Source organism: uncultured Tateyamaria sp. (assembly GCF_947503415.1).
Lineage (GTDB): Bacteria > Pseudomonadota > Alphaproteobacteria > Rhodobacterales > Rhodobacteraceae > Tateyamaria.
In genome coordinates, this window is sequence record NZ_CANNDS010000001.1 from 1,595,331 (window position 1) to 1,618,674 (window position 23,344).

Sequence of the window (23,344 nt, forward strand, 5' to 3'; positions counted from 1 at the left end):
ATGGACTATATCAACGACCTGCTTGCCACAGAACTGTGGGAAGGCAACACGCTTGGCGACTACCTGTCACTGGAATTCCTGGCCTCCATCGTGGGATCGGTGGTGGCCGCAATCGTAATCCTGATCATTGGTTGGACAATCGCCGCATGGCTGGGCCGCCGGGTGCGCAAGATCGGGCTGAACCACGAACATCTGGACGACACGCTGTTCAACTTCCTCGGCTCCATCGTGCGCTACGTGGTGCTGGGCTTCACATTCCTGATCGTGCTGAACACGTTCGGGGTGCAGACCACGTCGGTCGTGGCGGCGGTGGGTGCGGCGGGCCTTGCCATCGGTCTGGCCCTACAAGGCACCCTGTCCAATATTGCCGCCGGGGTCATGCTGATCCTGTTCCGCCCGCTCAAGATCGGGGATTTCGTGGATGTGGCGGGCAAGATGGGCACGGTCAAGGACGTCACCCTGAACTTCACCGAACTGGCGGATCTGGGCAATGCGCAGGTCATCATCCCCAACTCCGAAGTGTGGGGGAACGTGATCACCAACTATTCGATCTACGACACGCGCCGGGCCGAATGGACCTTTGGCGTGGGCTATGGCGTGAACCTGAAACAGGCCGAAGATACGATCCGCGACACGATCATGGCCGACGACAGGTCGATGACGGACCCTGAGCCGTTCATTCAGGTGAACAACCTTGGCGACAGTTCGGTCGATTTTCTGGTGCGGGTCTGGTGCAAAAGCGGCGATTACTTCCAGTATCAGGCCGATATGAAGCGCAAGGTCAAAGAGGCGCTGGACGACGCAGGCGTCGACATCCCGTTCCCCACGCGCACGCTGGTCCAGGCGGCAGAATAAATCCAAACGTGATCCAAATGAAAAAGGCCCCCGATCCGGGGGCCTTTTGCTACATCTTTGATTTGGCGCGCCGATCAGAGCGTTTCCAGCAGCGCCTCACCACCCGACACGTCGCAGACGCCGGGGTTTTCTTCTTCTTGAAGTACAGTCACCTTGCCGTCCTCAACCACCATCGCGTAGCGGGTTGACCGGTCATAAAGACCCACGGGCGGCGCGGTGAACGCGCGGCCCATCGCCTTGGTAAACGTGGCATCGGGATCACCCAGCATGGTGATGCCCGCCTTGGTTGCCCCGGTGGCATCGCCCCACGCGCCCATGACAAAGGGGTCGTTGACGGACACGCAGATCACCTCGTCCACGCCCTTGGCCTTGAACTGGTCGATGGTGCGGATGAAGCTCGGAACATGCGCCGTGCTGCACGTGCCGGTATAGGCGCCGGGCAGGGCAAAGATCACGACCTTGCGGCCTTTGGTCTTGTCGCCAAGGTTGACCTGCTCGGGGCCGTCGCCACCCAAATGAACCAGAGTTGCTTGGGGCAGAGTGTCGCCAACGGAAATAGCCATGATGTGCGCCTTTCTTGGAATTGCGTCTGTGTCCCCCTGCGATATAGGCTGCGCCACGGCAGAGGGCGAGGGCAAAGGTGAAGAACATGAGCCATGTTGTGGTCATCGGAGCAGGGCAGGCGGGGTCTTCTTGCGTCGCCAAACTGCGCAATGGCGGGTTTGAGGGGCGGGTGACGCTGATCGGGTCCGAGCCTGCGCTGCCCTATCAGCGCCCGCCCTTGTCCAAGGCTTATCTGCTGGGCGAGATGCCGCTGGAACGCATGTTCCTGCGCCCCGACAGTTTTTACACTGACAACGATATTGAGGTGCGGACTGGTGAAACTGTGACCGCCATTGATACGTCGGCTCAGACGGTCACGCTTGGTGAAGAGGTGATGGAGTACACGGACCTTGTCCTGACCACCGGGTCCACCCCCAACCGCCTGCCCGCAGCCATCGGCGGAGACTTGAACGGGGTCTTCACCGTCCGTGATCTTGCGGATGTCGATGCCATGGCCCCATGGTGCAAGCAGGGCAAGACGGCCCTGATCGTCGGTGGTGGCTACATCGGGCTTGAAGCGGCGGCAGTCTGCTGCAAGTTGGGCCTGAACGTGGTGCTGGTCGAAATGGCCGACCGCATCCTGCAGCGGGTGGCAGCGCCTGAGACCAGCGATTACTTCCGCAGCCTGCACACCTCGCATGGCGTGGACCTGCGCGAAGGAGTCGGCCTGACGCGCCTCACAGGCGACGGCAACGTGACGGGTGCTGACCTGACGGACGGCACCAGCCTCGACGTGGACCTCGTGATCGTGGGTGTCGGGATCACACCCGCCACACAGTTGGCCGAAGCGGCAGGGATCACGCTCGACAACGGCATCGCAACGGATGCCCAGGGCCGCACCTCCGCCCCCCATGTCTGGGCCGCGGGCGACTGCGCGTCCTTCCCCTACAAAGACGACCGCATCCGCCTGGAATCCGTGCCCAACGCCATTGATCAGGCCGAATGCGTGGCTGAAAACATCATGGGCGCGGCCAAGGACTATGTCGCAAGGCCATGGTTCTGGTCCGACCAATACGACGTGAAACTGCAGATCGCAGGGCTGAACACCGGCTACGACCACGTGGTCACGCGCGACGGCGGCGCAGCCAAATCCTTCTGGTACTACGCGGGCGACACATTGCTGGCCGTGGATGCCGCCAACGATCCGCGCGCCTACATGATCGGCAAACGGCTGATCGAGGCAGGCAAGACGGCGGACCCGGCGGTTGTGGCCGACCCCGAAGGCGACCTGAAAGCCATGCTCAAGTGAGGATCATCGCAGGGCGGTGGCGCGGTATACCGCTTGCAACGGTGGGCAAGGGCGATCCGGGCGCGCATCTGCGCCCCACGCCCGACCGGGTGCGCGAAAGCCTCTTTTCCATGCTCACCCACCGCGATGTGCTGGACGGTGCCAATGTGCTTGACCTCTTCGCAGGCACGGGCGCGCTGGGGTTTGAGGCGCTGTCGCGCGGTGCAGCCCACGCCACCTTTGTGGAAAACGGACGGGTTGGGCAAAAGCTGATCGCTGACAACATCAAGAAGCTCGATGCAGGCGATCAGGCAAAGCTGATGCGCACGGACGCTACCAAGTTCAGCACCTGGGACAACCCGACTTTTGACCTGATCTTCCTCGATCCACCCTACGGCAAAGGGATGGGGCAAAAGGCACTGGCCGCGATCCGGCCAGCCTGTGCAGAGAACGCCTTGATCGTCTGGGAAGAAAACGCACCGATGGCCGCGCCCGAAGGCTATACGATGCTGGACCAACGCCGCTTTGGCGGCACGCATGTCACATTGCTCGAAGCGGAATAGGGCGCATCAAGATGCGCCTTACGGTAAGGCGGATCTCGATCCGCCATGCACTTCAGCCATAGGTCGGATGAAACGTCCCGGCAGGCGACAGGGTAAAGATTTCGACCCCGTTCTCGGTCACGCCAACCGAATGTTCGAATTGCGCCGACAGCGACTTGTCGCGGGTCACGGCAGTCCAGTCATCGGCCAGCGTCTTGGTCTCGGGGCGGCCAAGGTTCACCATCGGCTCGATCGTAAAGAACATGCCCGGCTCCAGCACCGCACCCGTGCCTGGACGGCCATAGTGCAGCACATTCGGCGGCGCGTGGAACACGCGGCCCAGACCATGGCCACAGAAATCGCGCACGACTGACATGCGGTGGCTTTCAACAAAACTCTGGATGGCATGGCCGATATCACCAAAGGTGTTGCCCGGCTTCACGGCTTCGATCCCGCGCATCAGGCTGTCATGGGTGATCTCGATCAACCGCTCGGCCTTGCGCGGCAGTTTGCCCGCCACGAACATGCGGGACGTGTCGCCAAACCAGCCATCTACGATGACAGTGACGTCAATGTTCAGAATGTCGCCTTCTTTCAGAACCTTGTCGCCCGGAATGCCGTGACACACTACGTGGTTCACACTGATGCAGCTGGCGTGCTTGTAGCCTTTGTAGCCGATCGTGGCAGATTTCGCGCCCGCTGCCTCGACCATATCGGTGATGACTTTGTCGATGACACCGGTGGTTTGCCCCGGAAACACGTGCGCCGACATCGCGTCGAGAATCTCGGCCGCAAGCCGACCTGCCGCGTGCATCCCGGCAAAGTCCGATGGGTCATATATGCGAATGCCATCCTTTGTCAGACGGCCGCGTGTCTCGTGGTTCAAGGTGCGCTCCATAGGCGTTATCGGTCAGAACATACTGCACTGCGGCAAAAAGGGCCAGCAGGTCATAGGGCAACAGAAATGGGCGCACCAACCTGTACGCCCTTTGGGGATATATGGGTGCCCAAACAGACGGTTTCCACCCCCGCCCCCGACGCCGCCGCATAGGCGCTGGCATAGGTCGGGTCGATATCGGCGGCCAATGTGAACCGCGTGCAATCGGTACGCTGCACCAAATACAGCATCACAGCCCGGTGCCCAGCCTCTGTCATACGGGCCAATTCCGCCAAATGCTTGGCCCCGCGGGCGGTCACAGAGTCGGGAAATTCGGCCAATCCGGGCTGGCGTGACAAGGTGACAGACTTCACCTCCACATAGGCATCGGGCAAGCCCGCGCCCTGCAATAGAAAGTCGATCCGGCTGCCTTCCCCATATTTTTGCTCAGGCCGCACGGTGGTGTAGCCGTCAAACCCCGGCACCTCGCCCGCCTCGAACGCGGCCCGCAATGCCTTGTTCGGAACAGCGGTATCGACGCCGATAAAATGCCCGTCCCCATGTTCTACCAGCCGCCAACCGTACTTCAGCTTCTTCTTCGGATCGTCATTCGGCTCCAGCCAGATGCGCATCCCCGGCTCTGCCAGCCCCATCATCGAACCCGGGTTTGCGCAATGCGCCACCACCTCGCGCCCATCTGCAAGCGTACAATCTGCCAGAAACCGTTTGTAGCGGCGGATCAGGGTGGCAGGCACAAGTTCGGTTTGAAAGCGCATGGGCGCAGCCCTATACCGTCACAGACCGCACACGCAAGGAGGCGCCAAATGCCCAACCCCACCGCCGCCATGCTGGTGATAGGAGACGAAATCCTCTCCGGTCGCACCCGCGACGCCAATATGCATTATCTGGCCGGGCAATTGACAGACCACGGCATCGACCTCAAGGAAGTGCGCGTGGTCAGCGACGACCGCGACGCGATCATTGCCGCCGTGCAAGCGCTCAGTGCGGGTCACGACACGGTCTTCACCTCTGGCGGCATCGGCCCGACCCATGACGACATCACGGCTGACTGCATCGCTGCCGCCTTTGATACGCTCATCGACATCCGCGACGACGCCCGCGCGTTGCTGGAGGCGCACTACGCCAAATCGGGCCTCGAACTGAACGCCGCACGGCTGCGCATGGCGCGCATCCCGGATGGCGCGACCCTTATCGACAACCCGGTGTCCACGGCCCCCGGCTTCACCATCAAAAACGTGCATGTCACGGCGGGGGTGCCTTCGGTGTTTCAAGCCATGGTCGCCTCCGTCCTGCCCACGCTCACAGGCGGTGCGCCTCTTATCTCGAAAACCCTGCGCATCGACCGGGGCGAGGGCGACATCGCAGGCCCCCTGGGCGATCTGGCCACCGCACATCCCGATCTCAGCATTGGCTGCTACCCGTTCCAGAAAGACGGACGTTACGGCGCCAACGTGGTTATTCGCGGCACGGACGTGGCAGAGGTGGACACGGCCCTGACCAAGCTGGCCGAGCAATTCTCCGCATGATCACGCCCGGGGCCTTCTACGCCGCCATCGACGGCACATGGCCCGCCGCCGAAATCATGTGTGCAGGACCTTGGACAATTCGAAATGGTCAAGGTGGTGGCAAACGTGTCTCTGCCGCAACGGCAGAGGAACCCGTCGTGGACCTCACTCAGGCCGAAGACGCCATGCGAGCCATCGGACAGTCTCCGCTCTTTATGGTGCGGCAAGGCGAAGAGGCTCTCGACCGTCTGCTTGACACCAACGGCTACACTGTCGTGGATCCTACCAATGGCTACATCGCGCCGGTGGATAAACTCACCGACGTCCCCATTCCCCGCGTCACCGCCTTCGCCATCTGGGAGCCGCTGGCGATCATGGAAGACATTTGGGCAAAGGGCGGGATCGGGCCTGCGCGTTTGGCAATCATGCACCGGGCGAAAACCAAAACGGCCATTCTCGCAAGGCACAATGACAAGCCCGCTGGTACGGCCTTTGCGGCCATCCACGATGGTATTGCCATGGTCCACGCGGTCGAAGTTCTGCCGCATCAACGACGCCGGGGCGTTGCCCAATGGATCATGCGCCGTGCCGCCTTCTGGGCAGCAGAAAACGGAGCCAGCCATATCGCGGTCCTGACCACGGCGGCCAACACCCCGGCCAACGCGCTCTATCAGGGGTTGGGCTTCACGCATCTCTGCGGCTATCATTACCGAACAGCGCCGGAGAACACATGACTGATCAGCCCACCGCCCTCGACCTGCCCATGGTCGATCCACTGCCCGAAGCGACACAGAAGTATTTCGACGTGTGCGAGGACAAGCTGGGCATGATCCCCAACGTCCTGAAAGCACACGCTTTTGACATCGACAAGCTGAACGTGTTCACGGCGCTCTATAACGACCTGATGCTGTCAGACAGCGGCCTGACCAAGCTCGAACGCGAGATGGTAGCTGTTGTCGTCAGTGCGACGAACCACTGCTATTACTGCCTGACAGCACACGGGGCCGCGGTCCGGCAGTTGTCCGACGATCCCGTCTTGGGAGAACAATTGGTAATGAATTGGCGCGTGGCGCCTGTCACACCCCGGCAACGTGCCATGCTGGATTTTGCCGAAAAGGTCACGTTGGCATCAGCCCAGATCGAGGAAACCGACCGCCAAGCGTTGCGTGATCATGGGCTGATCGACCGAGACATTTGGGATCTGGTCAACGTGACCGCCTTTTTCAACATGTCCAACCGTGTGGCCAGCGCAACTGGTATGCAGCCCAACCCCGAGTATCACGGACAGGCCCGCTAGGTATGCAGCTTTGGCTAACGGCCCTTCTTTGTGTCCTTGCGGGCCCGGCACTGGCCCTGCAACTGGAATTGCCATCGAACGCCCGGCAAACGGCGGCGCGCGACACCATTCTCGACCGCGTATCTGTGGCCACAGCCCCTTTCGCAGATGGCACGGTTGCTGCTGAACGCATAGACGGACCCGTCAAACGGCGCAGCTATAGGGTACCATCGCCCGGCCTGACGCCCTTGCAACTCCTTGCACCGCTTCGCGATCAACTGGTTGACGCGGGCTATGAAACGCTGCTGGATTGCGATGCAGATACCTGCGGTGGCTTCGATTTTCGCTTTGCCATAGATGTGCTGCCCGCGCCCAACATGTACGTCAATGTCCGGTCCTATCACTTCGTCAGTGCGCGCCACCCCGATACTGGCGATGCGGTCACGCTACTGGCCAGCACGGCCCCCGAAGCGGGCTACTTGCAGGTGATCCAGGTTGGCGCGCAAGAGGCGGCAGTGCCCTCCGCTCCGCCCCCATCTGCGGTCGTCCCCACGCAGCCGTCCACAAATCTTGGACAACGATTGCTGGCAACCGGATCGGTCATTCTGCGCAGCCTTGATTTCGCGGTGGGCACCACGAACCTGGGCGAAGGCCCCGCACCTGAGTTGGAACAAATCGCAGCACTGATGACCAATCGTCCCGACCTGCGGATCGCGGTTGTAGGGCACACCGACACGGTGGGCGGGTTGGAGGCGAACATCGCTGTTTCTCGTGCCCGCGCCAGCGCCGTGCGGGATCGTCTGGTGGATCGCTATGATGTTTCGCGGGATCGGATCGAGGCGGGTGGAATGGGTTATCTATCCCCTGTCGCCAGCAACCTTACAGCCGAAGGACGCGAGATGAATCGCCGGGTTGAGGTTATTGTCGTGAACGAAGACGGGTAACCTTCGTTTCTGGTTCGTCGAAGCTGTCATGCGGTGCAGAATACGGGGTGTCTCTCGCGCCGGATCGCGGGTGAGAAACGGTTGCCAAGCAGGACGGGCAAGACGTTCTCCACTTTGATACCCACCCTCAAGGCAGCGGGAAATGATCCGTTTTGTTATACTCGTCTGCTCAGAATTAAGGTCGAGCCGCAGCGCTTACGTCGACGTATCCAAGCGGAGGCGCGAAACAACGCCGCGCCACATGCCGCTGGTGATCATGTCCGCAAGACAGTTTTCGAGTATGGTGATCACTTCTCCCCATGGATGCCCGCTGATCGGTTCGTTCGGCACAATGACTGAAAGGTTCAGTTCAGGGCTGGGGTCGGTGATGCGCACCGCGCGCAAATCGCCCTTTGCCACGTCCTGAGCGGCAGATGTGTAGGGCATGACACAATGCGCCCCATGGTTTGCCACAAGGTGCCGCAGAGTCGGAAGCGAGTCGATCTGGGAGCCGAAGGTGAGCTTTACATTCAGCGTTTCCGCGATGCTCTCCAACGTCGTGCGAGATGTGCTGGGCACGGCTTGGGTCAGAAGTTCAAACCCGGCGAGGTCAGCGAAGCGGATTTCATCCTTGATCACGGATGTGTCGGCGGCCGTCATGAGAAAGAGTCGTTCGGTCGAGAAAGGGATCGTTCGGCATGGGCCTGAAACCTGATCCCCGTACACGATTGCCAGATCGAGCCGTTTTGAATTGACCCAGTCGATCAGCTGGTAACTGTAGTCCTCGATCAGCACGAAATCGGCTTGCGGGAACCGCGCCGTGATGTCGGTGGTCACCTTCGTCATGAACAGCGGCCCGAACGAGGGCAGGAGCCCGATGGTGATCTTGCCGGGGCGGTTGGCATGTCTGGCCGCGGATTCCCTTGCCTTGATCAGCCGCGCCTCGATCCGGGTCACGTGTTCGTAGAATTCCTGCCCAGCAGGCGTCAGTTGCACGCCCCGGCCGTCCCGGAAAAACAGATCGGTTCCCAGTTCCGCTTCGATCAGTTTGATCTGGCGACTGAGCGCAGGTTGGGACACGCGCAGGACCGACGACGCGCGGCTGAAACTTTTGACTTCGGCGATCACCCGAAAATATCTGAGCTGCCTGAGTTCCAAGTGACCGGGTCCAACCGTTGTGGTGCGTCACCGGGGTATGTGAGCAACCCGTGAAGTCAAGCCTGTCACAGAATACGTGCCTCTTTCAGGTCATGGAATGCCCCGTCGAATGCGGTGAGTGTTTCGTCCACATCGCGGTCGGTATGTGCGGCGGAAGTTACCGCGCTCATTGCGGACATGAGGTCGACGCCCCGCGCGTTCAGGGCGTTCATCAGGCCGGAGACAAGTGCTGGATTTGGCATGCGGATTGTGGCGGCGGGAATGTCGTTCAGCGTGCCGTCATTTTCGCCAAAGTAGAGATGGAAGGTAGAGCTTTCACCGTAAGCTAGTCCCGGAATGCTATGTTTGCCCATTAGGTCGTTCAACCCGTCGCGGATGTTGTGCGCGATCCGGTCGGCATGGGCCTGTGCCTGCCCGTCAGCGAGCAAGTCCAGCATGACCACGGCCGCAGCCGCCACAATGGGCGCGCCGTTGAAGGTACCCTGATGCAGCACACCCGGCGCCATGCCGTTTTTGGTGACGGATGGGTCCAGCATGTCCATCACTTGGGCATTGCCTGCCAATGCACCGCCAGGCATGCCACCGGTGGCGATCTTGGCCAGAGTTGTCATGTCGGGATTGACCTGTGCCAGTGCTTGCCGCCCGCCCGGCGCCCAGCGAAACCCGGTTATGATCTCGTCGAGGATCATCAGCGATCCATGGCTGCGCGATACCTCGCGGGCGGCCAACAGGATGTCCTGCGCCATGGGCACCGCGCCATAGTTCGCGCCAGACGCTTCGACGATCACCGCCGCAATGTCTGGATGTTCGGCAAAGGCGGCCTCCATCGCGGCCCGGTCGGGTGCGCAAACCAGCGTGAGGTCGGCGATTTCGGGTGGCACACCAAGTGACGGCAGCGCTTCGGACCCCGCTTTGGCGCCTTTCATCAGGTGGTCGTGCCAGCCATGATAGTGCCCGTCGATACGCAGGATCTTGGCACGCCCGGTATGTGCCCGCGCCACGCGGATGGCGAGCATCGTGGCCTCGGTCCCGGAGGCTGTGAACCGCACCCGTTCTGCAGAGGGCACCATGTCCGTGATCCGCTTTGCCCAGTCGATCTCAATCGGGTTGCAATCACCCGCGAAGATCACGCGCCCCGCCTGTTCGGCAATGGCCTGCAAAATCGCGGGATGACAATGGCCCATCATCTGACTGGCTGCACCCATCTTGTAGTCGATGAAGCGTTTCCCCTCGACGTCCCATTTATAAGCCCCCTCAGCCCGATCCACATAGTTGGGGTTGGGCAGCCGCCAGCGGTAGCGGTGAGAGATGCCGACGGGCATGACCTGGCGGGCCTTTGCAAAAAGCGTGGCGGAGGTGTCCGGGGATTGCTTGTTCTTATCACGTCCTTTGGTTTTGGCCGCGCTTTGCGCATCTCGCCGTAAAGCTCGATGTCCATGGTCGTTCCGGCCCTGGCGTGTGCCGCGTCGAACCAAGCAATTGCCATGGGCTTTTTCACCCAATGACCGAACCTGCCTGATGTGGTCTGTCCGATGTAGATGCCGTCCTTGAAAATAGATCCCGCATCGATGCAGTCCGCATCGTCCACGTCCACCTCAAGCAGGCAGAGGCAATGCTTAAGCGGCTTGTCCGCCAGTGCCTTGAGGGCTGTGCGGTCCGGAAAGTCGGTGTCCTTTTTGAGGTTCACCAGAAAGGACAGATGCGCCTCAAAGGCGGTCACTTCGGCGGTGACATCGTGCCTCCACAGATACCAACCCTTTTCGAGCCGCAGCGAATGCAGCGCGCGCGCCGGCAAGGCGCAGCCCAATAGGCGCCCCCGCGACCTTGATCCTGGCATAAAGTGCGCGGTGATATTCGATGGGGACATGGTTTTCGTAGCCCAGGTCCCCGGAAAAACTGACCCGTAGTGTCAAGGAGCGGCACAGGGCAAAATCCAGCGTTCTGGCCGACAGGAACGGCATTGCTACGTCCGGGACATCATCCGCAACAAGCGCATCCAGGATCGCGCGGGATTTGGGGCCTGCGATGTGCAGCACGCCAAAGCGGGTTGTGTCGCGTGCAAGGTGCATGTTCAGTCCCTGCGTGTCGTTCAGGATGTCCCAATGCACCCCTTCGCCGCCGCCTGAGCCCACGATGAAGAGTTCGTCGTCGGTCACAGCCGCCGCTGCGAAGTCGCCGAGAATGCCCCCTTTTTCGTTGCAAAGCAGAGCAAGTGTGGCCCGACCCGTTTTCGGCACACGCCCGGTGAATGTGCTTTCAAACCATGTTTTCGCATCCGGCCCCGTGACCCGATATTTGCCGAAGATCGACATGTCGAAGAGGGCCGCATCCTCGCGGCAGGCTATGTGTTCGGCTGCGACATGGGCGAAACTGGCGGGCCGTTTGAAGCTGACGCTATCCACCGGATCGGTGCCCGGAGGAGCGAACCACAATGGTCGTTCCCACCCGTTGACGACGCCGAACACCGCGCCGTCGGTCCTTTGCTGGTCGTCATTGGTACCGGTTTGCGCAGGCCGCCCGGCGCGCCCTTCGAGGCCCGGATAGGGCACCTCGGCATAATGCTCGGTTTAGGCTTTAATCGCGCGGGGGGTGGTGTATTCGACCGTGGCGTAGTCGCCAAAACGCCTCGGATGGCACGCCAACGGGTCCCATTCCGTCGCTCCTTCGGTCATCCATTCGGCAAGGAAACGGCCCATGCCGCCACCCTGAATGATGCCAATCGCGGTGCCTGCGCACACCAACATGTCGCGCAAGTCGGGATGCGGCCCGATCAGCGGGCATTCATCTGGCGTATAGGGGATCGGCCCGTGCACCACCCGGCTGACGCCGCCGTTTTCCAGGCAGGGCACGCGGTGCACGGCCGACAGAATGCCAGCCTCCAGCCTGCCCAGATCATCGGGCAACAACTCCTGCCCGAATGTGGCGGGAATGCCGTAGGGGTGCCAGACCTATGGGTTGGATTCGTATGGCCCCACCAACAGGCCCTGACGTTCCCGATGCAGGTAAAACGAGTTCTCGCGATCCCTGACAGCCGGGAACTCTTGGGCCAGCGCCTCGATCTCGGAGATGGTGTCGGTCGCGAAATACTGGTGCAACATTGGTACAATGGACAGGTCTGACCCCGCAAAGCGCGCGATTTCCGGTTCTCATTGCCCGCCGAATGCCACGTGGACCCTGCCGTCAGTTCGTTCTTTTTCAGAAGCAGGGTGTCAGCCACGCCGTTCAACGCGAGGTGATACAGCACGCTGCATCCGACAACACCACCTCCGATAATAGCCACCTCAACATGTGCGGTCATGGCTTGCCCTTTGCTTTCTTCAAGCCTGTTAGACAAGATCCCGAGGTGCTCTTGGTAGGTCAGTCCACGGCATAGCTGTTATAACCAGAATATATTGGCGGTACGCCGATTGCAGGCCCTGGGGTTCCGTCACTGCGCGCCGAGGACCCCATGACCAACCGCGACCTTACCCAGTCTGCCAGGGCTGTGGTCATTGGCGGCGGCATTGTGGGCCTTTCGGTTTTGTAACACCCGACCAAGCTTGGGTGGCGCGCTGTTGTCCTGCTTGAAAAGAACGAGCTGACCTCGGGCACCACATGGCACTCCGCAGCGCTGGTCAGTCCGATCTGGTCCATGCTGGTGCCCATGCACTGAATGTCCTGCGCCTGGAGCGCGGATTTCGCAGTTGGGGGCACGATATGGGACCGCGCGATACGTCGCTGGAGGCGGCCTCGGGCTTTGCCGTCGCATGGCCCAAGAACCAGTCGTTCAGGGGGCGCGATGCGCTGCTGCGCCAACGCGCGAGGGGTCTGACCCGTCGCCTCGTGTCCCTGACGACGGACATGGCGGCCTGGCCACATGGGCACAAACCGATTTACCGCAATGGTCAGCTCGCGGGGGGAGGTCACATCAGCGGCCTATTCGCCCACGCTGAGCCAATCTGTTGCGTTGGCGTGGATTGAACAGGGTTCGGTCAAGCCAGACGACCTGATGCCCGACAGGTTCGAGATTGATGTCGCAGGCACGCACCATCCAGCGGACATACATGTCAGAGCGCCGTTTGACCCGGATGGCACAAGGATGCGGGCATGAGGGAGGCAAGGCTCTATATCGACGGCGTCTGGCGGGACGGTGCGAGTACATTCGAGGTCTTTGACAAATTCACCCGCGAGGTGATTGGTCACGCCCAGACAGCGGATAAGGCGCTGGTAGATGAGGCCGTGGCTGCCGCATCGCGCGCCTTTCAGTCGAGCGTGATTGATCTGGCAGAGCGCTATGCGCTGCTGATGAGTACCCATGACATTCTATTGCGACGCAAGGATGAGATCATTGATGCCATGGTCGCGGAGACGGGGTTTACCCAATCCGACAACACGAGCGATTTCAATCGCTGCGTCCAGACCCTGCTGACCTCGGCAGAAGAGGCCAAGCGCATCACCGGAGAGATCATTCCCACCGCCTCCGCACCCGGCCATACCGGGGAAATGGCCTTTACCATCCGCGTGCCCGTGGGGGTGGTCGCCTGTATCACGCCGTTCAATTCGCCGCTCAATACGGTCGCGCACAAGATCGCGCCGGCGTTGGCAGCAGGCAATGCGGTGGTGTTGAAACCAGCCAGCTACACGCCATTCTCCGCCATGCTGCAGGTCGAGGTGTTCGAGGAGGCCGGACTGCCCAAAGGGTGGCTTAATCTTGTAAACGGTCCGGGCGGGCGCACGGGTGCCGCGCTGACCGAAAACCAGGGCGTCAATTTCTTTGCCTTCACGGGCGGCGGTGATCCAGGTGCGCTGATACAAGCCGCGGCAGGCATGCGGCGCACGCAGATGGAGCCGGGCAATATTTCGGCCACCATCGTGTGCGAGGATGCCAGTCTGCAAAAGGCGGCCCGGAAATGCTGTGCAACCGCTTTTCGCAAGGCGGGACAGGTATGTACGTCGTAGCAGCAGCTCTATGTGCATGAGGACGTGGCGGGCGCGTTCATGGGCCTTTTCATGGCTGCGGCGCAAAAGTTGACCGCCGGTGATCCGCGCCATCCGGATACGCAGGTTGGCCTGATGATTGACCCACAGGATGCAGACACGGCGCAGGCACACATCTCGGCAGCATGCGATGCAGGGGCGCGGTTGTTTTGGCGGGCACGTGCGACGGTGCGATGTTGCACCCGACAGTGTTAACGGACGTGACGGATACGATGCCATTGATGGCCGAGGAAATGTTCGCCCCGGTGGTCTGTCTTGTGCCCTGCAGCGATTTCACCGATGCGATTGCCGCCGTGAATGGCACGCCGTTCGGGCTGTCGGCGGGGATTTTCACCCGTGATATCGACCGCGCGTTTGCCGCCGCGCGTCAGGTAACGGTCGGACTGTTCAACATCAACAACACGTCGTCCAACCGGGCCGACCCTATGCCCTATGGCGGCTGCAGCGCGTCCGGGTGAGGCAAGGAAGGCCTGCGCGCTGCAATTCGCGACATGACAGAAGAACGCGTTGTCACGATGACCCCAAGTTGAAGGCATAAGGTCCATGGATATTCACGCAGACGAAGTTGCAGTTGACGCAGGCGCATACAAATCGCTGCCCGCGCATCTTTATACGGACGACTCCGTCTTCGAACGCGAAATGGCGGCCATACGCTACTGTAAGGATCAGGCAACCGCCGCATCGTTGTGTGCCCCTATCACGCGTGGTGCTACGATACGCGCGGGCGGCTCAAATCCTTGCGCAATGCCAAGCATATCCTGGAAATTCAGTTGAATGAGCACGGGTTGCGGCGCGTCTCGCTTGAGGTGTTTCAGGGTCTTGTCTTTGTAAACCTAGACACTGACGCGGCGCCTTTGGCGGCCGGCCTTGGGGCGACAGCGGATGAGATACGGGACTATCTGCCGAACTTGCCATCCTGTCATTTCGCGCACCGGACAGAGGCATTGCTCAAGGCGAACTGGAAGATCGTGATCGAGAATTTCTCGGAATGCTATCATTGCCATATCGTGCACAAGACGTTCACGGAAGGTGTTATAAAACCCGAAGCCTACAAGATCATCGCTCGCGGCGACAGCCGTCTGCACTGCGCGCTGCCGCAGTCCGGCGACACCAATGACACGGCAGCGGATCAGGCAGCAAAGACAGACATTTTTACAGCCTGGTATCTTTGGCCGCTGACGGCAGTTCAGGTTTATCCCGGTGGTGTGGGCACGACCTTTCGCTGGATCCCGCTGGACCCGGAGTTGACCAAATTCGAGGTCGATTGGTGGCTTGCTGCGCCTAAGCCTACATCTTCGGAGCAGGCTATGAACAACCAGCACGAGGCCACAACCTTTGCTTAAGACACTGCCTTGGTTGAAGTCGGTGCAGCGCAACCAGCACAGCCGGGGCTTTGCCAATGGTCTGATCATGGTAGACGCGCCGCGCGGCAACATGTCAGAACATGGGGTTGAAGGCGTTCAAGGGCACCTACACTTAGAAAATGGACGCTGTATCATGAGCAATCCTCCCGTGACCCCGACTGAGCGGCTGTACAAGATCGTGCAGGACGGAATGTGCGTTGGCTGTGGCCTATGCCAGTCGATTGCGGGACCGGATACCATTCGTGTCGCCCGGGTCGAGAACGGCTATGAACGCCCCGTCGTGACCGGCACGCTTGATCACGAAACGATGGACCGGATCGAAGACGTTTGCCCCGGCAAGCGCCTTGAAGGGTTGCCGCCCGAACTGCAAAACGCCAACACGCAGATGGACATGGTTTGGGGGCCGTACCAGAGTATGGCACTGGCCTATGCCACTGATCCCGAGGTCCGTTTCAAAGGGTCAAAAGGCGGCGTGTTGACCGCTTTGGGCCAGTACCTGATCGACACCAAAAAGGTCGTTTTCATATTGCACGTGAAGCAATCTGGCACATACGCCACCTTTGGCGAGCGCCACGAGAGCCACAGTGCGGCGGACGTTCTGGATGGAGCCGGATCGCGCTATGGCCCCGCCGCGCCGCTTGTGGATGTGCTGGAGGTGCTGGACCGGGGCCAGCCTTTCGCTTTTGTTGGCAAACCCTGTGACATCTCTGCCCTACGCAATCTTGCGCGCCACGATCCGCGCGTGAACGAACTGGTGAAATACTGGCTGACGCCTGTTTGTGGCGGGTTCATGCCTCCGCAGGACATGACACGCTTTCTGCGCCAGAAATACGATGTCGAGAACGAAGCGCTGACCGAATACCGTTTCCGCGGCCACGGCTGTCCCGGCAAAATGCGCTTTGCCACCAAGGACGGGGAGGCGCAGGAGTTTCGGTATACCGACTTTTGGGGCACGGATCAAAGCATGTGGACGCTGCCGTTCCGATGCAAGGTCTGCCCCGATGGGATCGGAGAGGCGGCGGATATTGCGGCGTCCGACACCTGGCCGGGCGGCTCGCCCGATCCTTCGACAGAAGATGATGACCTCGGCACCAACGCGGTGATTGCGCGCACCAAGGCGGGTCTTGATCTGCTGAATGCGGCTCAAGAGGCTGGCTATGTCACGGTCGAAAATGAGTGCAATCCTCGGTACTTGGACGAGGTGCAGCCGCATCAGACCAAAAAGAAGCTTGCCGTGCTGGCCCGGTTCGAAGGTCTGCGTGCCGAAGGGCATACCGTGCCGCGTGCGGTCGGGCTGAGGCTTGATGAGTTGAAGGCGACTTTGTCTGACGAGGACTACAAGTGGCAGTTCGACGGTGCCCGTGAGCGTGTGCGCGTCGGCAAGGCCAGCGAGCCGACGCCGAAGCTTTGGGAAAGACAGTGAGTGTCGCTGCTGCGGAAGGTGTTCAACCAACCAAAAAGATGAGCGGCACTCCTTGTGTTTGACGAGAGCGCAATGCGGTAATCGTCCGCCGCAGGTGTCCGAGCTCATAGCTCCTATGCCGTGTCGAAACCACCAACACGGACGAAAGCCACACAGGCCTTGCGACTCACATATTTGGAACATAACATGAACAAATGGCTTCCAAATCACTTCAACAGAAACTCGCAGTGCTGAGCGATGCGGCAAAATACGACGCATCCTGTGCCTCGTCCGGGTCAAACAAACGCGACAGCCGAGATGGCAAAGGCCTTGGGTCGAACACGGGGGCGGGGATCTGTCATTCCTACGCGCCTGACGGCCGGTGCATCAGTCTTCTGAAGATCCTGATGACCAATTTCTGTATTTATGACTGCGTGTATTGCGTGAATCGTGTGTCGTCCAACGTTGAACGGGCGCGGTTCAGCGTCGACGAGGTTGTGAAGCTGACAATTGACTTTTATCGGCGCAATTATATCGAAGGACTGTTCCTTTCGTCCGGCATCATACGCTCACCCGACAAGACCATGGAGGACATGGTGCGTATCGTGCGCAAACTGCGCCACGAAGAGAATTTTCGGGGCTATATCCACCTAAAGACCATCCCAGATGCAGCGCCTGAATTGATAGAAGAGGCGGGGCGATTGGCGGATCGGTTGTCGATCAATGTCGAACTGCCGACCGACGCCGCTGTGGAAGCCTTCGCGCCTGAAAAGAACCCGTCTCAAATCCGGAAAGCAATGGCCGACGTCAAATTGCGCCGGCGTGTGTCAAAGGACAAATCGCACACCGGACGCCGCCCTGCGCCCTTTGCCCCGGCAGGCCAGTCAACCCAAGTGATCATCGGTGCAGATGCCGCGAACGATCTGACGATTCTGAAACAATCGACGCGCTTATACGGCAGCTACGATCTGAAGCGGGTCTATTACTCGGCTTTTTCGCCAATACCGGATGCGTCATCGCGCCTGCCCTTGATTAGTCCGCCTCTGCAACGCGAGCACCGTCTGTATCAGGCAGACTGGCTTTTGCGGTTCTACGACTTTCAGTTGCACGAGATTGCGGACGCGGCGCTTGGCGGAAATCTGGATCTCGATATCGACCCCAAACTTGCCTGGGCTTTGGCCCATCGCGACCTTTTCCCGGTCGATGTGAATACCGCGCCGCGCGATGTCTTGTTGCGGGTGCCGGGATTTGGCGTGAAAACCGTGAACCGCATTCTGACCACGCGGCGGCACCGCACTCTGCGATACGAAGACATCAACCGGATGGGCGCCTCTATGAAAAAAGCGCGCGCCTTTGTCAGTGCGCTGGGTTGGAGCCCGCATGGACTGTCCGACACCGCGGACTTGCGGGCCACGTTCGCGCCCCCGCCAGAACAGCTGACCTTGTTCTGAGGCTGCGATGACTCAGCGCATTGTCTTGCCGCGTCTCGGGACCGGAACAGCTTGGCGCGACAGTGCGCGCGTGTGTCTTGCGATGAACCTGCACCCAAACGATGTGCGTTGGAGTGACACCGCCGAGGACAGTTCGCTGTTTGACGCTGCGCCGGATGCACCGCCCGCCGTACATGATCAGGCAAAGGTGCCCAAAGCGTTTGTGTCTCTCGCACAGTCGGTTGTCTGGCACACAGACGCGGACAGGTTTGATCGACTTTACGCCGCACTCTACCGCATCCGCAGCACCCCGACCTTGATCCGCGACCGTGCGGATCCGGCCATCGCGCAACTGCGCAAGATGGAAAAGGCGGTGCATCGGTGTCAGCACAAGATGAAGGCGTTCGTCCGTTTCCGCGAGATTGGTGATCCAACCGCACCTCGGCGCAGCTTTGCGGCCTGGTTTGAGCCGACGCACAACACCATGGAGCCGACGGCGGACTTCTTCGCCAAGCGGTTCGCGGACATGGATTGGCGCATCGTGACCCCGTCAGTCTCTGCGATTTTTGAGGGCGGTAAACTGTGCTTTGCGCTCGATCTGCCGCGGCCGGATTTCCCTGAAGATGCCAACGAGAAGCTGTGGACCACCTATTTCTGCAACATCTTCAATCCGGCGCGGTTGAAGGTGAATGCCATGACATCGGAGATGCCCAAGAAGTACTGGAAAAACCTGCCTGAAGCCGCGTCCATCCCGCACCTGATTGCAGGCGCTCCGGCCCGCGCCCGCGCCATGGCTGACGCCGCTCCGACCTTGCCACCTGTGCGCACAGCGCGGGTACAGCGTGCCGCCGCTGACTTTGACACCGCATGGAAAGGGCCCGGCGACGCCTTGGGTGCGGCCCTGTCGGCATGCACCCGGTGCCCCCTGCACGCCACTGCAACGCAAGCCGTGGCCGGATGCGGCCCAGACACTGCGCGTCTGATGATCGTGGGCGAGCAACCGGGTGATCAAGAGGACCTCACCGGTCAACCGTTTTCTGGCCCGGCTGGCAAAGTATTGGATGGGGCGTTTGCGCAGGCCGGGGTTGATCGGGAAGGCGTCTATCTGACCAACGCGGTGAAGCATTTCAAACATATCGTCCGAGGGAAACGGCGCATCCATCAAAGCCCAGACAGAACTGAGATTGAGCATTGCCGTTTCTGGTTGGATGCGGAAATTCGACGTATCCAACCCAAGATCATCGTTGCGATGGGCGCGACGGCTGCCATGGCCCTCACCGGTGACCGTCGTGATATTCTGAAACGGCGCGGGCACTTGGAAACTGGACTATGCGGTCGTCCAGTCATGATAACAGTTCACCCGTCGCACATTTTGCGAACGCCGGATAAGGCGAAACAGAATGAATTGCGCGAGATGTTGGTAGGCGATTTGTCCGGCGCACATGCCATTTCATTGACAGAAACGGCGATGTGACAATCACCTTATGCGGCGCGGGCAATCATCCGTTCCACTGCTGCCGCCGCCCAGTCCTGCGGCCGCTTGCCAAAGCATTCAAGGATCGCATCCACGCCAATAATGGTGCCCTTCGCCAAACGGCCCAAGACCGCGACAGGCACCCCATCGTCTGAGTCCGATACGATGAAACCATCAGTTGTTGTGTCCACACCAAGGTCGTCATGAACCGCGGCCAGAATTCCATCGGTCAAAAGCCGATCCATCAAAGGTGCGTTTACATCCTTGATCTTTGGCGGCTGAAGAACCGCATCGACCATCACGGTGGCTGTTGTCCGGTTGGATCCGTTGGACAAGGTCCAACCATCACCGGAAACCTCAATGTCCGGATCATTCACGTGGTCCAAATTCAGCACACCGGCACCATGCAGCGCAATCAACTGCTGCAGGCTTTCGACCGGGGGACCGAAGGAATACCGCTTCATGCTTTCATCGAGGAATATGATGTTGGCCAGGGCCTCGTCCGAAAGCTGGCCATGCGAAAGCGCCGTATAGATCGTGGGATGGCAGTGCCGCCACACCTGACCAATGCAATAATCAAGGCTGACCGGAGCGGCGCCGACTGACATACCCACGAGCTCTTGCAGGAGGTCCACAGGGGCGACGTCAGTGCTTAAAATACTGCTGTGATCATGGCTCTGGTCGTTGACCCAATCTGCGATCAGACGCTCGAGGTCTTGCGGATCAGCCGGGGCGCATTCGCGCCTGTGCTGCAACGTCGGGTAGACGCCTGCCATGATCGGGACAATCGCATCGACCAAGAACGTCTCGTCCTGAGCGGCAGCTTGTGCCTTCGGATCGCTGAGTTGAGTGTCGAGCTTGTCCAAAGCCTCTTTCGACGGCTTGAATTGCATATCAAGGCGTTCGTTCAGCGGTTTTGGCCCCAACGGCAGCCCATCGAGTGAGAAAGGAACGATGTTCACTTCAACATCTCGGACCAGCTCGAAGCTTTGGGCACGCGTCAACTCATCTTGGATCGTGAAATCACCGAACGCCTCCGCTGTGGCGCGCGCGATATCAATTGTCGCCAGACCATACCCACGAACCGCCATATTAACCTTGGTCATCTCGCTGACGCTATTGACGATCTGCTCCACCGGATAGGGATCAGGGAACAAATGCAGTGCTGGATTGTCTTCTGTTGCGGCGATCCAGTCTTTGATCTGAGCGTCCCGGTGCGTTGGCTGATGCCCAACAGTCAGCAGGGCTTGGTCTGCGGAAAACGATGCCCCCGTCTTGGTCATGACAGATAAGCGGTCGTTCATCACAGACAGGTCGTCCACGCGCTCGGACACGAGTTCTGCAAGACCTGCCGCCAAAATCGGCTGCAAGAGCGTCTCGAACCTTTTTGATAGATACTGACCCACAGTTCGCCGCTGCGGGTAGACGTCAGGTGACTTCTTGCCGTCATCTGCTTGGCTTATATTTGCCCAATCATGATAGCTGGGAAATGCGCTGATCGTTGTTGATCCCAATTGGATTTCTGGCCGTTCCGGCAGGATCAAAATGCGGTCGTTGATATTGCTCCAGTTGCTGGCGGATTGAGACATATCCCAAACCGGGCCGTTGCCTGTCTGATCCGTTTCCTCGAACAGGATGATCTTTGCATTCTGTCTGTCGGATGCTGCGGCAAGACTGTGAAGAAAGCATTCCAGAGCGTAGTGGCCCCGTGGGCCCAAGCCGACGATGGCCAGATTGTAGTGTGGTTCGTTCATTCGGTGGCCATTCGTTGGGCTGAAGTTCAATCGACGTACCGCCAGTTGGCCCTTACAAAGTCGTGGGAGATACCCGGGCGTTCAGTCAACTGTCGGTGGGCGGTCTTAGCATAACGTCAGTCGGGACCTTATCATTGCAGTCTGGTCAAAGCCCAATCTCGGTCAGTTTGTCATGTCATCACGAGCGCTCGAAGCGGATTTGTGGCGGCGGGGAGGATCGGTCTTGACCTGTGCAGTCCTGAAGGCATCGCAAGCATCGGGGGCGGTATCCACCCCACTCAGGGGGTGATCTGGGTAAATCCTAAACCAGGACAGCTTTTGGGCGGAATACACGGCAATTGGTTGCCCTTTTTGGCAGGCAGGTCACGACCGGGCTTGCACACAGTGATATATCAGCCGTATACCATCCACATGGATGGAGAATGGATGTGAGCAACGTCAAACAGCTACGAGACAAGCAGCCTGAGAATGAGAAGATCACAATCAACCTCGGCTTTGTCGACCTTGGGCGCATCGACCTGCTGGTTCAGGAAGGGTTCTATTCAAACAGAAGTGACCTGATCCGCACAGCAATTCGGAACCAGTTGGACACGCATACTGGCGTGGTCAGCAAAACGCTTGAACGACATACGATGGAACTGGGTTTGCGCGACTACTCGGTCGCTGATCTGGAGACATTGCGGGACGCCGGCGAGATGCTGCACGTCAAGGTCGTCGGGCTCGCGCGGATCGATGGTGCCGTAACACCGGAACTGGCACTGCAAACCATCGGGTCCATCACGGTGCTGGGTGCCTTGCAGGCCAGTACGGACGTCAAGAAAGCACTTGCCGACCGCATCAAGTAAGGTGCGCAACGCTTAAAAGGAAAACGAAATGAAACTCTTTGACATAGGCGCATGGCGCCCTGCGACCGATGATGCACGCCTGTCTGCAGCCAATGATCTGGTGCAACGCACTCTTGCACGGCATGGGCTAGCCCCTCAATCGGGGACGGCGCAGCCGGGTGGGATCGCGATGGATGACATGCTCGCTCGGTTGTCGCAATTGCATAGTCCAACCGCAGCGGCTCAACCTAAAATCCCCGAGGGGGCGCAGTTTCTCCAGAACACGTACGCCTGCGATGCGGGCACTCGTGCATATTGGATATATACTCCGACGTCAGCGCTCGAGGGCGCAACGGGCGTTGTCATGATGCTGCATGGCTGCACGCAAACCCCTGTGGATTTCGCGGCAGGGACAGGGATGAACAGGCTGGCGGACCAGAATGGCTTTGTCGTGATCTATCCAGCGCAATCGCGTGGGGACAACGCTCAGTCCTGCTGGAATTGGTTTAGCCGAGGCGACCAGCGTCGGGGCAGAGGTGAGCCTGCCATACTGGCCGGATTGGCCGCGCAAGTTGCGGCAGATCACGGCGTCGATAAAGAGCAAACATTCGTCGCGGGCTTGTCAGCAGGTGGGGCGATGGCCGCCATTTTGGGCGAAACCTACCCCGACGTTTTCGCAGCCGTTGGTGCGCATTCAGGATTGCCAGTTGGCGCGGCCAAAGACGTGCCGTCCGCCTTTGCAGCTATGGGAGGCACTGTCCTTGAAGCCTCTGGCAAAGTCGAAGCGGGTTCAGGTGTTCGGACAGTCGTTTTTCATGGATCGGCCGACGCGACGGTGCATCCAAAGAATGGCGACCGTATCGTGCAGCGCGCGATGGACGTTGTCGGACGTCAGAGCGTTGAGACAACGGAACGGGGCGCAGAGAATGGCCGGACCTACACACGCAAGATCATCAGGAACGACACGGGCGTTGGCATGGTGGAACACTGGCGCATCGATGGGCAAGGGCATGCCTGGTCCGGTGGGGCAGCAGCAGGCTCGTATACTGACCCACAAGGTCCAGACGCCAGCGCTGAAATGATCCGCTTCTTTTTCGGCGCGGCCGCTGAGGTCGGGTGATTGAGTACGCG

General features: G+C 59.9%; 25 protein-coding genes and 2 pseudogenes. 17 read left to right on the top strand and 10 right to left on the bottom strand.

Annotated elements, in window-relative coordinates:
* Nucleotides 1-9: 9 nt before the first annotated feature.
* Nucleotides 10-855, top strand: a complete 846-nt coding sequence (locus Q1A32_RS07755) for a mechanosensitive ion channel family protein (protein WP_299652835.1) — start codon at nucleotides 10-12, stop codon at nucleotides 853-855.
* 74 nt (nucleotides 856-929) lie between these two features.
* Here the strand turns inward: Q1A32_RS07755 and Q1A32_RS07760 are convergent, their stop codons facing one another.
* Nucleotides 930-1,418 carry a peroxiredoxin gene (locus tag Q1A32_RS07760; protein WP_299651581.1) on the bottom strand — a complete coding sequence of 163 codons (489 nt, stop codon included), beginning with the start codon at nucleotides 1,416-1,418 and terminating at the stop codon, nucleotides 930-932.
* Between the two features lie 86 nt (nucleotides 1,419-1,504).
* Between Q1A32_RS07760 and Q1A32_RS07765 the strand changes: the two genes are divergently transcribed.
* On the top strand, nucleotides 1,505-2,707 hold the full coding sequence (locus Q1A32_RS07765; protein ID WP_299651582.1) for an NAD(P)/FAD-dependent oxidoreductase: 1,203 nt from the start codon (nucleotides 1,505-1,507) through the stop codon (nucleotides 2,705-2,707).
* Nucleotides 2,704-3,249 carry a 16S rRNA (guanine(966)-N(2))-methyltransferase RsmD gene (gene rsmD / locus Q1A32_RS07770; protein ID WP_299651585.1) on the top strand — a complete coding sequence of 182 codons (546 nt, stop codon included), beginning with the start codon at nucleotides 2,704-2,706 and terminating at the stop codon, nucleotides 3,247-3,249. The genes Q1A32_RS07765 and rsmD overlap by 4 nt, the downstream gene beginning before the upstream one ends.
* A 52-nt stretch (nucleotides 3,250-3,301) precedes the next feature.
* Here rsmD and map read toward each other — a convergent pair whose 3' ends face one another.
* A complete protein-coding gene (map, locus tag Q1A32_RS07775) occupies nucleotides 3,302-4,114 on the bottom strand; it encodes a type I methionyl aminopeptidase (protein WP_299651587.1) in 813 nt (270 codons plus the stop codon).
* Nucleotides 4,115-4,176: 62 nt separating this feature from the next.
* Nucleotides 4,177-4,881 carry a DNA/RNA nuclease SfsA gene (gene sfsA, locus Q1A32_RS07780; protein WP_299651589.1) on the bottom strand — a complete coding sequence of 235 codons (705 nt, stop codon included), beginning with the start codon at nucleotides 4,879-4,881 and terminating at the stop codon, nucleotides 4,177-4,179.
* Between the two features lie 48 nt (nucleotides 4,882-4,929).
* Here sfsA and Q1A32_RS07785 point away from each other — a divergent pair, with 48 nt between their 5' ends.
* From Q1A32_RS07785 to Q1A32_RS07800, 4 genes are read left to right on the top strand one after another with little or no spacing between them, the layout of a single operon-like run.
* Entirely contained in the window at nucleotides 4,930-5,652 is a 723-nt protein-coding gene (locus Q1A32_RS07785; protein WP_299651591.1) for a molybdopterin-binding protein, read from the top strand.
* Nucleotides 5,649-6,365, top strand: a complete 717-nt coding sequence (locus tag Q1A32_RS07790) for a GNAT family N-acetyltransferase (RefSeq protein WP_299651593.1) — start codon at nucleotides 5,649-5,651, stop codon at nucleotides 6,363-6,365. The genes Q1A32_RS07785 and Q1A32_RS07790 overlap by 4 nt, the downstream gene beginning before the upstream one ends.
* Nucleotides 6,362-6,928 carry a peroxidase-related enzyme gene (locus Q1A32_RS07795; protein ID WP_299651595.1) on the top strand — a complete coding sequence of 189 codons (567 nt, stop codon included), beginning with the start codon at nucleotides 6,362-6,364 and terminating at the stop codon, nucleotides 6,926-6,928. Before Q1A32_RS07790 ends, Q1A32_RS07795 begins: the two co-directional genes overlap by 4 nt.
* A gap of 2 nt (nucleotides 6,929-6,930) precedes the next feature.
* On the top strand, nucleotides 6,931-7,851 hold the full coding sequence (locus tag Q1A32_RS07800) for an OmpA family protein (RefSeq protein ID WP_299651597.1): 921 nt from the start codon (nucleotides 6,931-6,933) through the stop codon (nucleotides 7,849-7,851).
* A gap of 195 nt (nucleotides 7,852-8,046) precedes the next feature.
* Here Q1A32_RS07800 and Q1A32_RS07805 read toward each other — a convergent pair whose 3' ends face one another.
* From Q1A32_RS07805 to Q1A32_RS24025, 6 genes and pseudogenes are all read right to left on the bottom strand, one after another.
* Nucleotides 8,047-8,988 carry a LysR family transcriptional regulator gene (locus Q1A32_RS07805; protein ID WP_299651599.1) on the bottom strand — a complete coding sequence of 314 codons (942 nt, stop codon included), beginning with the start codon at nucleotides 8,986-8,988 and terminating at the stop codon, nucleotides 8,047-8,049.
* 65 nt (nucleotides 8,989-9,053) lie between these two features.
* On the bottom strand, nucleotides 9,054-10,256 hold the full coding sequence (locus Q1A32_RS07810) for an aminotransferase class III-fold pyridoxal phosphate-dependent enzyme (protein ID WP_366141224.1): 1,203 nt from the start codon (nucleotides 10,254-10,256) through the stop codon (nucleotides 9,054-9,056).
* Nucleotides 10,172-10,708, bottom strand: coding sequence for a glycine cleavage T C-terminal barrel domain-containing protein (locus tag Q1A32_RS24020; RefSeq protein WP_366141211.1), 537 nt, complete (start codon nucleotides 10,706-10,708; stop codon nucleotides 10,172-10,174). The genes Q1A32_RS07810 and Q1A32_RS24020 overlap by 85 nt, the downstream gene beginning before the upstream one ends.
* Nucleotides 10,695-11,537: a hypothetical protein gene (locus tag Q1A32_RS07815; RefSeq protein WP_299651603.1), complete on the bottom strand. Its 843-nt coding sequence runs from the start codon at nucleotides 11,535-11,537 to the stop codon at nucleotides 10,695-10,697. The genes Q1A32_RS24020 and Q1A32_RS07815 overlap by 14 nt, the downstream gene beginning before the upstream one ends.
* A gap of 18 nt (nucleotides 11,538-11,555) precedes the next feature.
* On the bottom strand, nucleotides 11,556-11,891 hold the full coding sequence (locus tag Q1A32_RS07820; protein ID WP_299651605.1) for a hypothetical protein: 336 nt from the start codon (nucleotides 11,889-11,891) through the stop codon (nucleotides 11,556-11,558).
* Between the two features lie 260 nt (nucleotides 11,892-12,151).
* A pseudogene (locus tag Q1A32_RS24025) lies at nucleotides 12,152-12,286 on the bottom strand (FAD-dependent oxidoreductase); the annotation flags it as partial.
* Between the two features lie 296 nt (nucleotides 12,287-12,582).
* Here Q1A32_RS24025 and Q1A32_RS07825 point away from each other — a divergent pair.
* From Q1A32_RS07825 to Q1A32_RS07855, 8 genes and pseudogenes are all read left to right on the top strand, one after another.
* Nucleotides 12,583-12,948 carry a hypothetical protein gene (locus Q1A32_RS07825; RefSeq protein WP_299651607.1) on the top strand — a complete coding sequence of 122 codons (366 nt, stop codon included), beginning with the start codon at nucleotides 12,583-12,585 and terminating at the stop codon, nucleotides 12,946-12,948.
* Nucleotides 12,869-13,078 (top strand): glycine cleavage T C-terminal barrel domain-containing protein, encoded by a 210-nt coding sequence (locus Q1A32_RS24030; protein WP_366141212.1) that lies wholly within the window; start codon nucleotides 12,869-12,871, stop codon nucleotides 13,076-13,078. Before Q1A32_RS07825 ends, Q1A32_RS24030 begins: the two co-directional genes overlap by 80 nt.
* Nucleotides 13,075-14,160 (top strand): annotated as a pseudogene (locus tag Q1A32_RS07830) (aldehyde dehydrogenase family protein). The gene Q1A32_RS24030 and the pseudogene Q1A32_RS07830 overlap by 4 nt, the downstream one beginning before the upstream one ends.
* The gene (locus Q1A32_RS07835; protein ID WP_299651609.1) at nucleotides 14,091-14,423 is read left to right on the top strand and encodes an aldehyde dehydrogenase family protein; all 333 of its coding nucleotides are present in this window, start codon (nucleotides 14,091-14,093) and stop codon (nucleotides 14,421-14,423) included. Before Q1A32_RS07830 ends, Q1A32_RS07835 begins: the two are co-directional and overlap by 70 nt.
* Nucleotides 14,424-14,645: 222 nt before the next feature.
* A complete protein-coding gene (locus Q1A32_RS07840) occupies nucleotides 14,646-15,308 on the top strand; it encodes an SRPBCC family protein (RefSeq protein ID WP_366141225.1) in 663 nt (220 codons plus the stop codon).
* Nucleotides 15,309-15,462: 154 nt separating this feature from the next.
* Nucleotides 15,463-16,752: a Coenzyme F420 hydrogenase/dehydrogenase, beta subunit C-terminal domain gene (locus Q1A32_RS07845; protein ID WP_299651613.1), complete on the top strand. Its 1,290-nt coding sequence runs from the start codon at nucleotides 15,463-15,465 to the stop codon at nucleotides 16,750-16,752.
* Between the two features lie 194 nt (nucleotides 16,753-16,946).
* Nucleotides 16,947-18,182: a putative DNA modification/repair radical SAM protein gene (locus Q1A32_RS07850; protein ID WP_299613679.1), complete on the top strand. Its 1,236-nt coding sequence runs from the start codon at nucleotides 16,947-16,949 to the stop codon at nucleotides 18,180-18,182.
* Between the two features lie 7 nt (nucleotides 18,183-18,189).
* On the top strand, nucleotides 18,190-19,635 hold the full coding sequence (locus Q1A32_RS07855) for a UdgX family uracil-DNA binding protein (protein WP_299651615.1): 1,446 nt from the start codon (nucleotides 18,190-18,192) through the stop codon (nucleotides 19,633-19,635).
* An 8-nt stretch (nucleotides 19,636-19,643) separates the two neighbouring features.
* On the opposite strand, the gene Q1A32_RS07860 is transcribed toward Q1A32_RS07855, so the two are convergent.
* Nucleotides 19,644-21,389: an FAD/NAD(P)-binding protein gene (locus Q1A32_RS07860; RefSeq protein ID WP_299651617.1), complete on the bottom strand. Its 1,746-nt coding sequence runs from the start codon at nucleotides 21,387-21,389 to the stop codon at nucleotides 19,644-19,646.
* Nucleotides 21,390-21,817: 428 nt separating this feature from the next.
* Between Q1A32_RS07860 and Q1A32_RS07865 the strand changes: the two genes are divergently transcribed.
* Together Q1A32_RS07865 and Q1A32_RS07870 are read left to right on the top strand one after the other, a co-directional pair.
* Nucleotides 21,818-22,234, top strand: a complete 417-nt coding sequence (locus Q1A32_RS07865) for a CopG family transcriptional regulator (protein ID WP_299651619.1) — start codon at nucleotides 21,818-21,820, stop codon at nucleotides 22,232-22,234.
* Between the two features lie 28 nt (nucleotides 22,235-22,262).
* Entirely contained in the window at nucleotides 22,263-23,333 is a 1,071-nt protein-coding gene (locus tag Q1A32_RS07870; protein ID WP_299651621.1) for a PHB depolymerase family esterase, read from the top strand.
* Nucleotides 23,334-23,344: the final 11 nt, after the last annotated feature.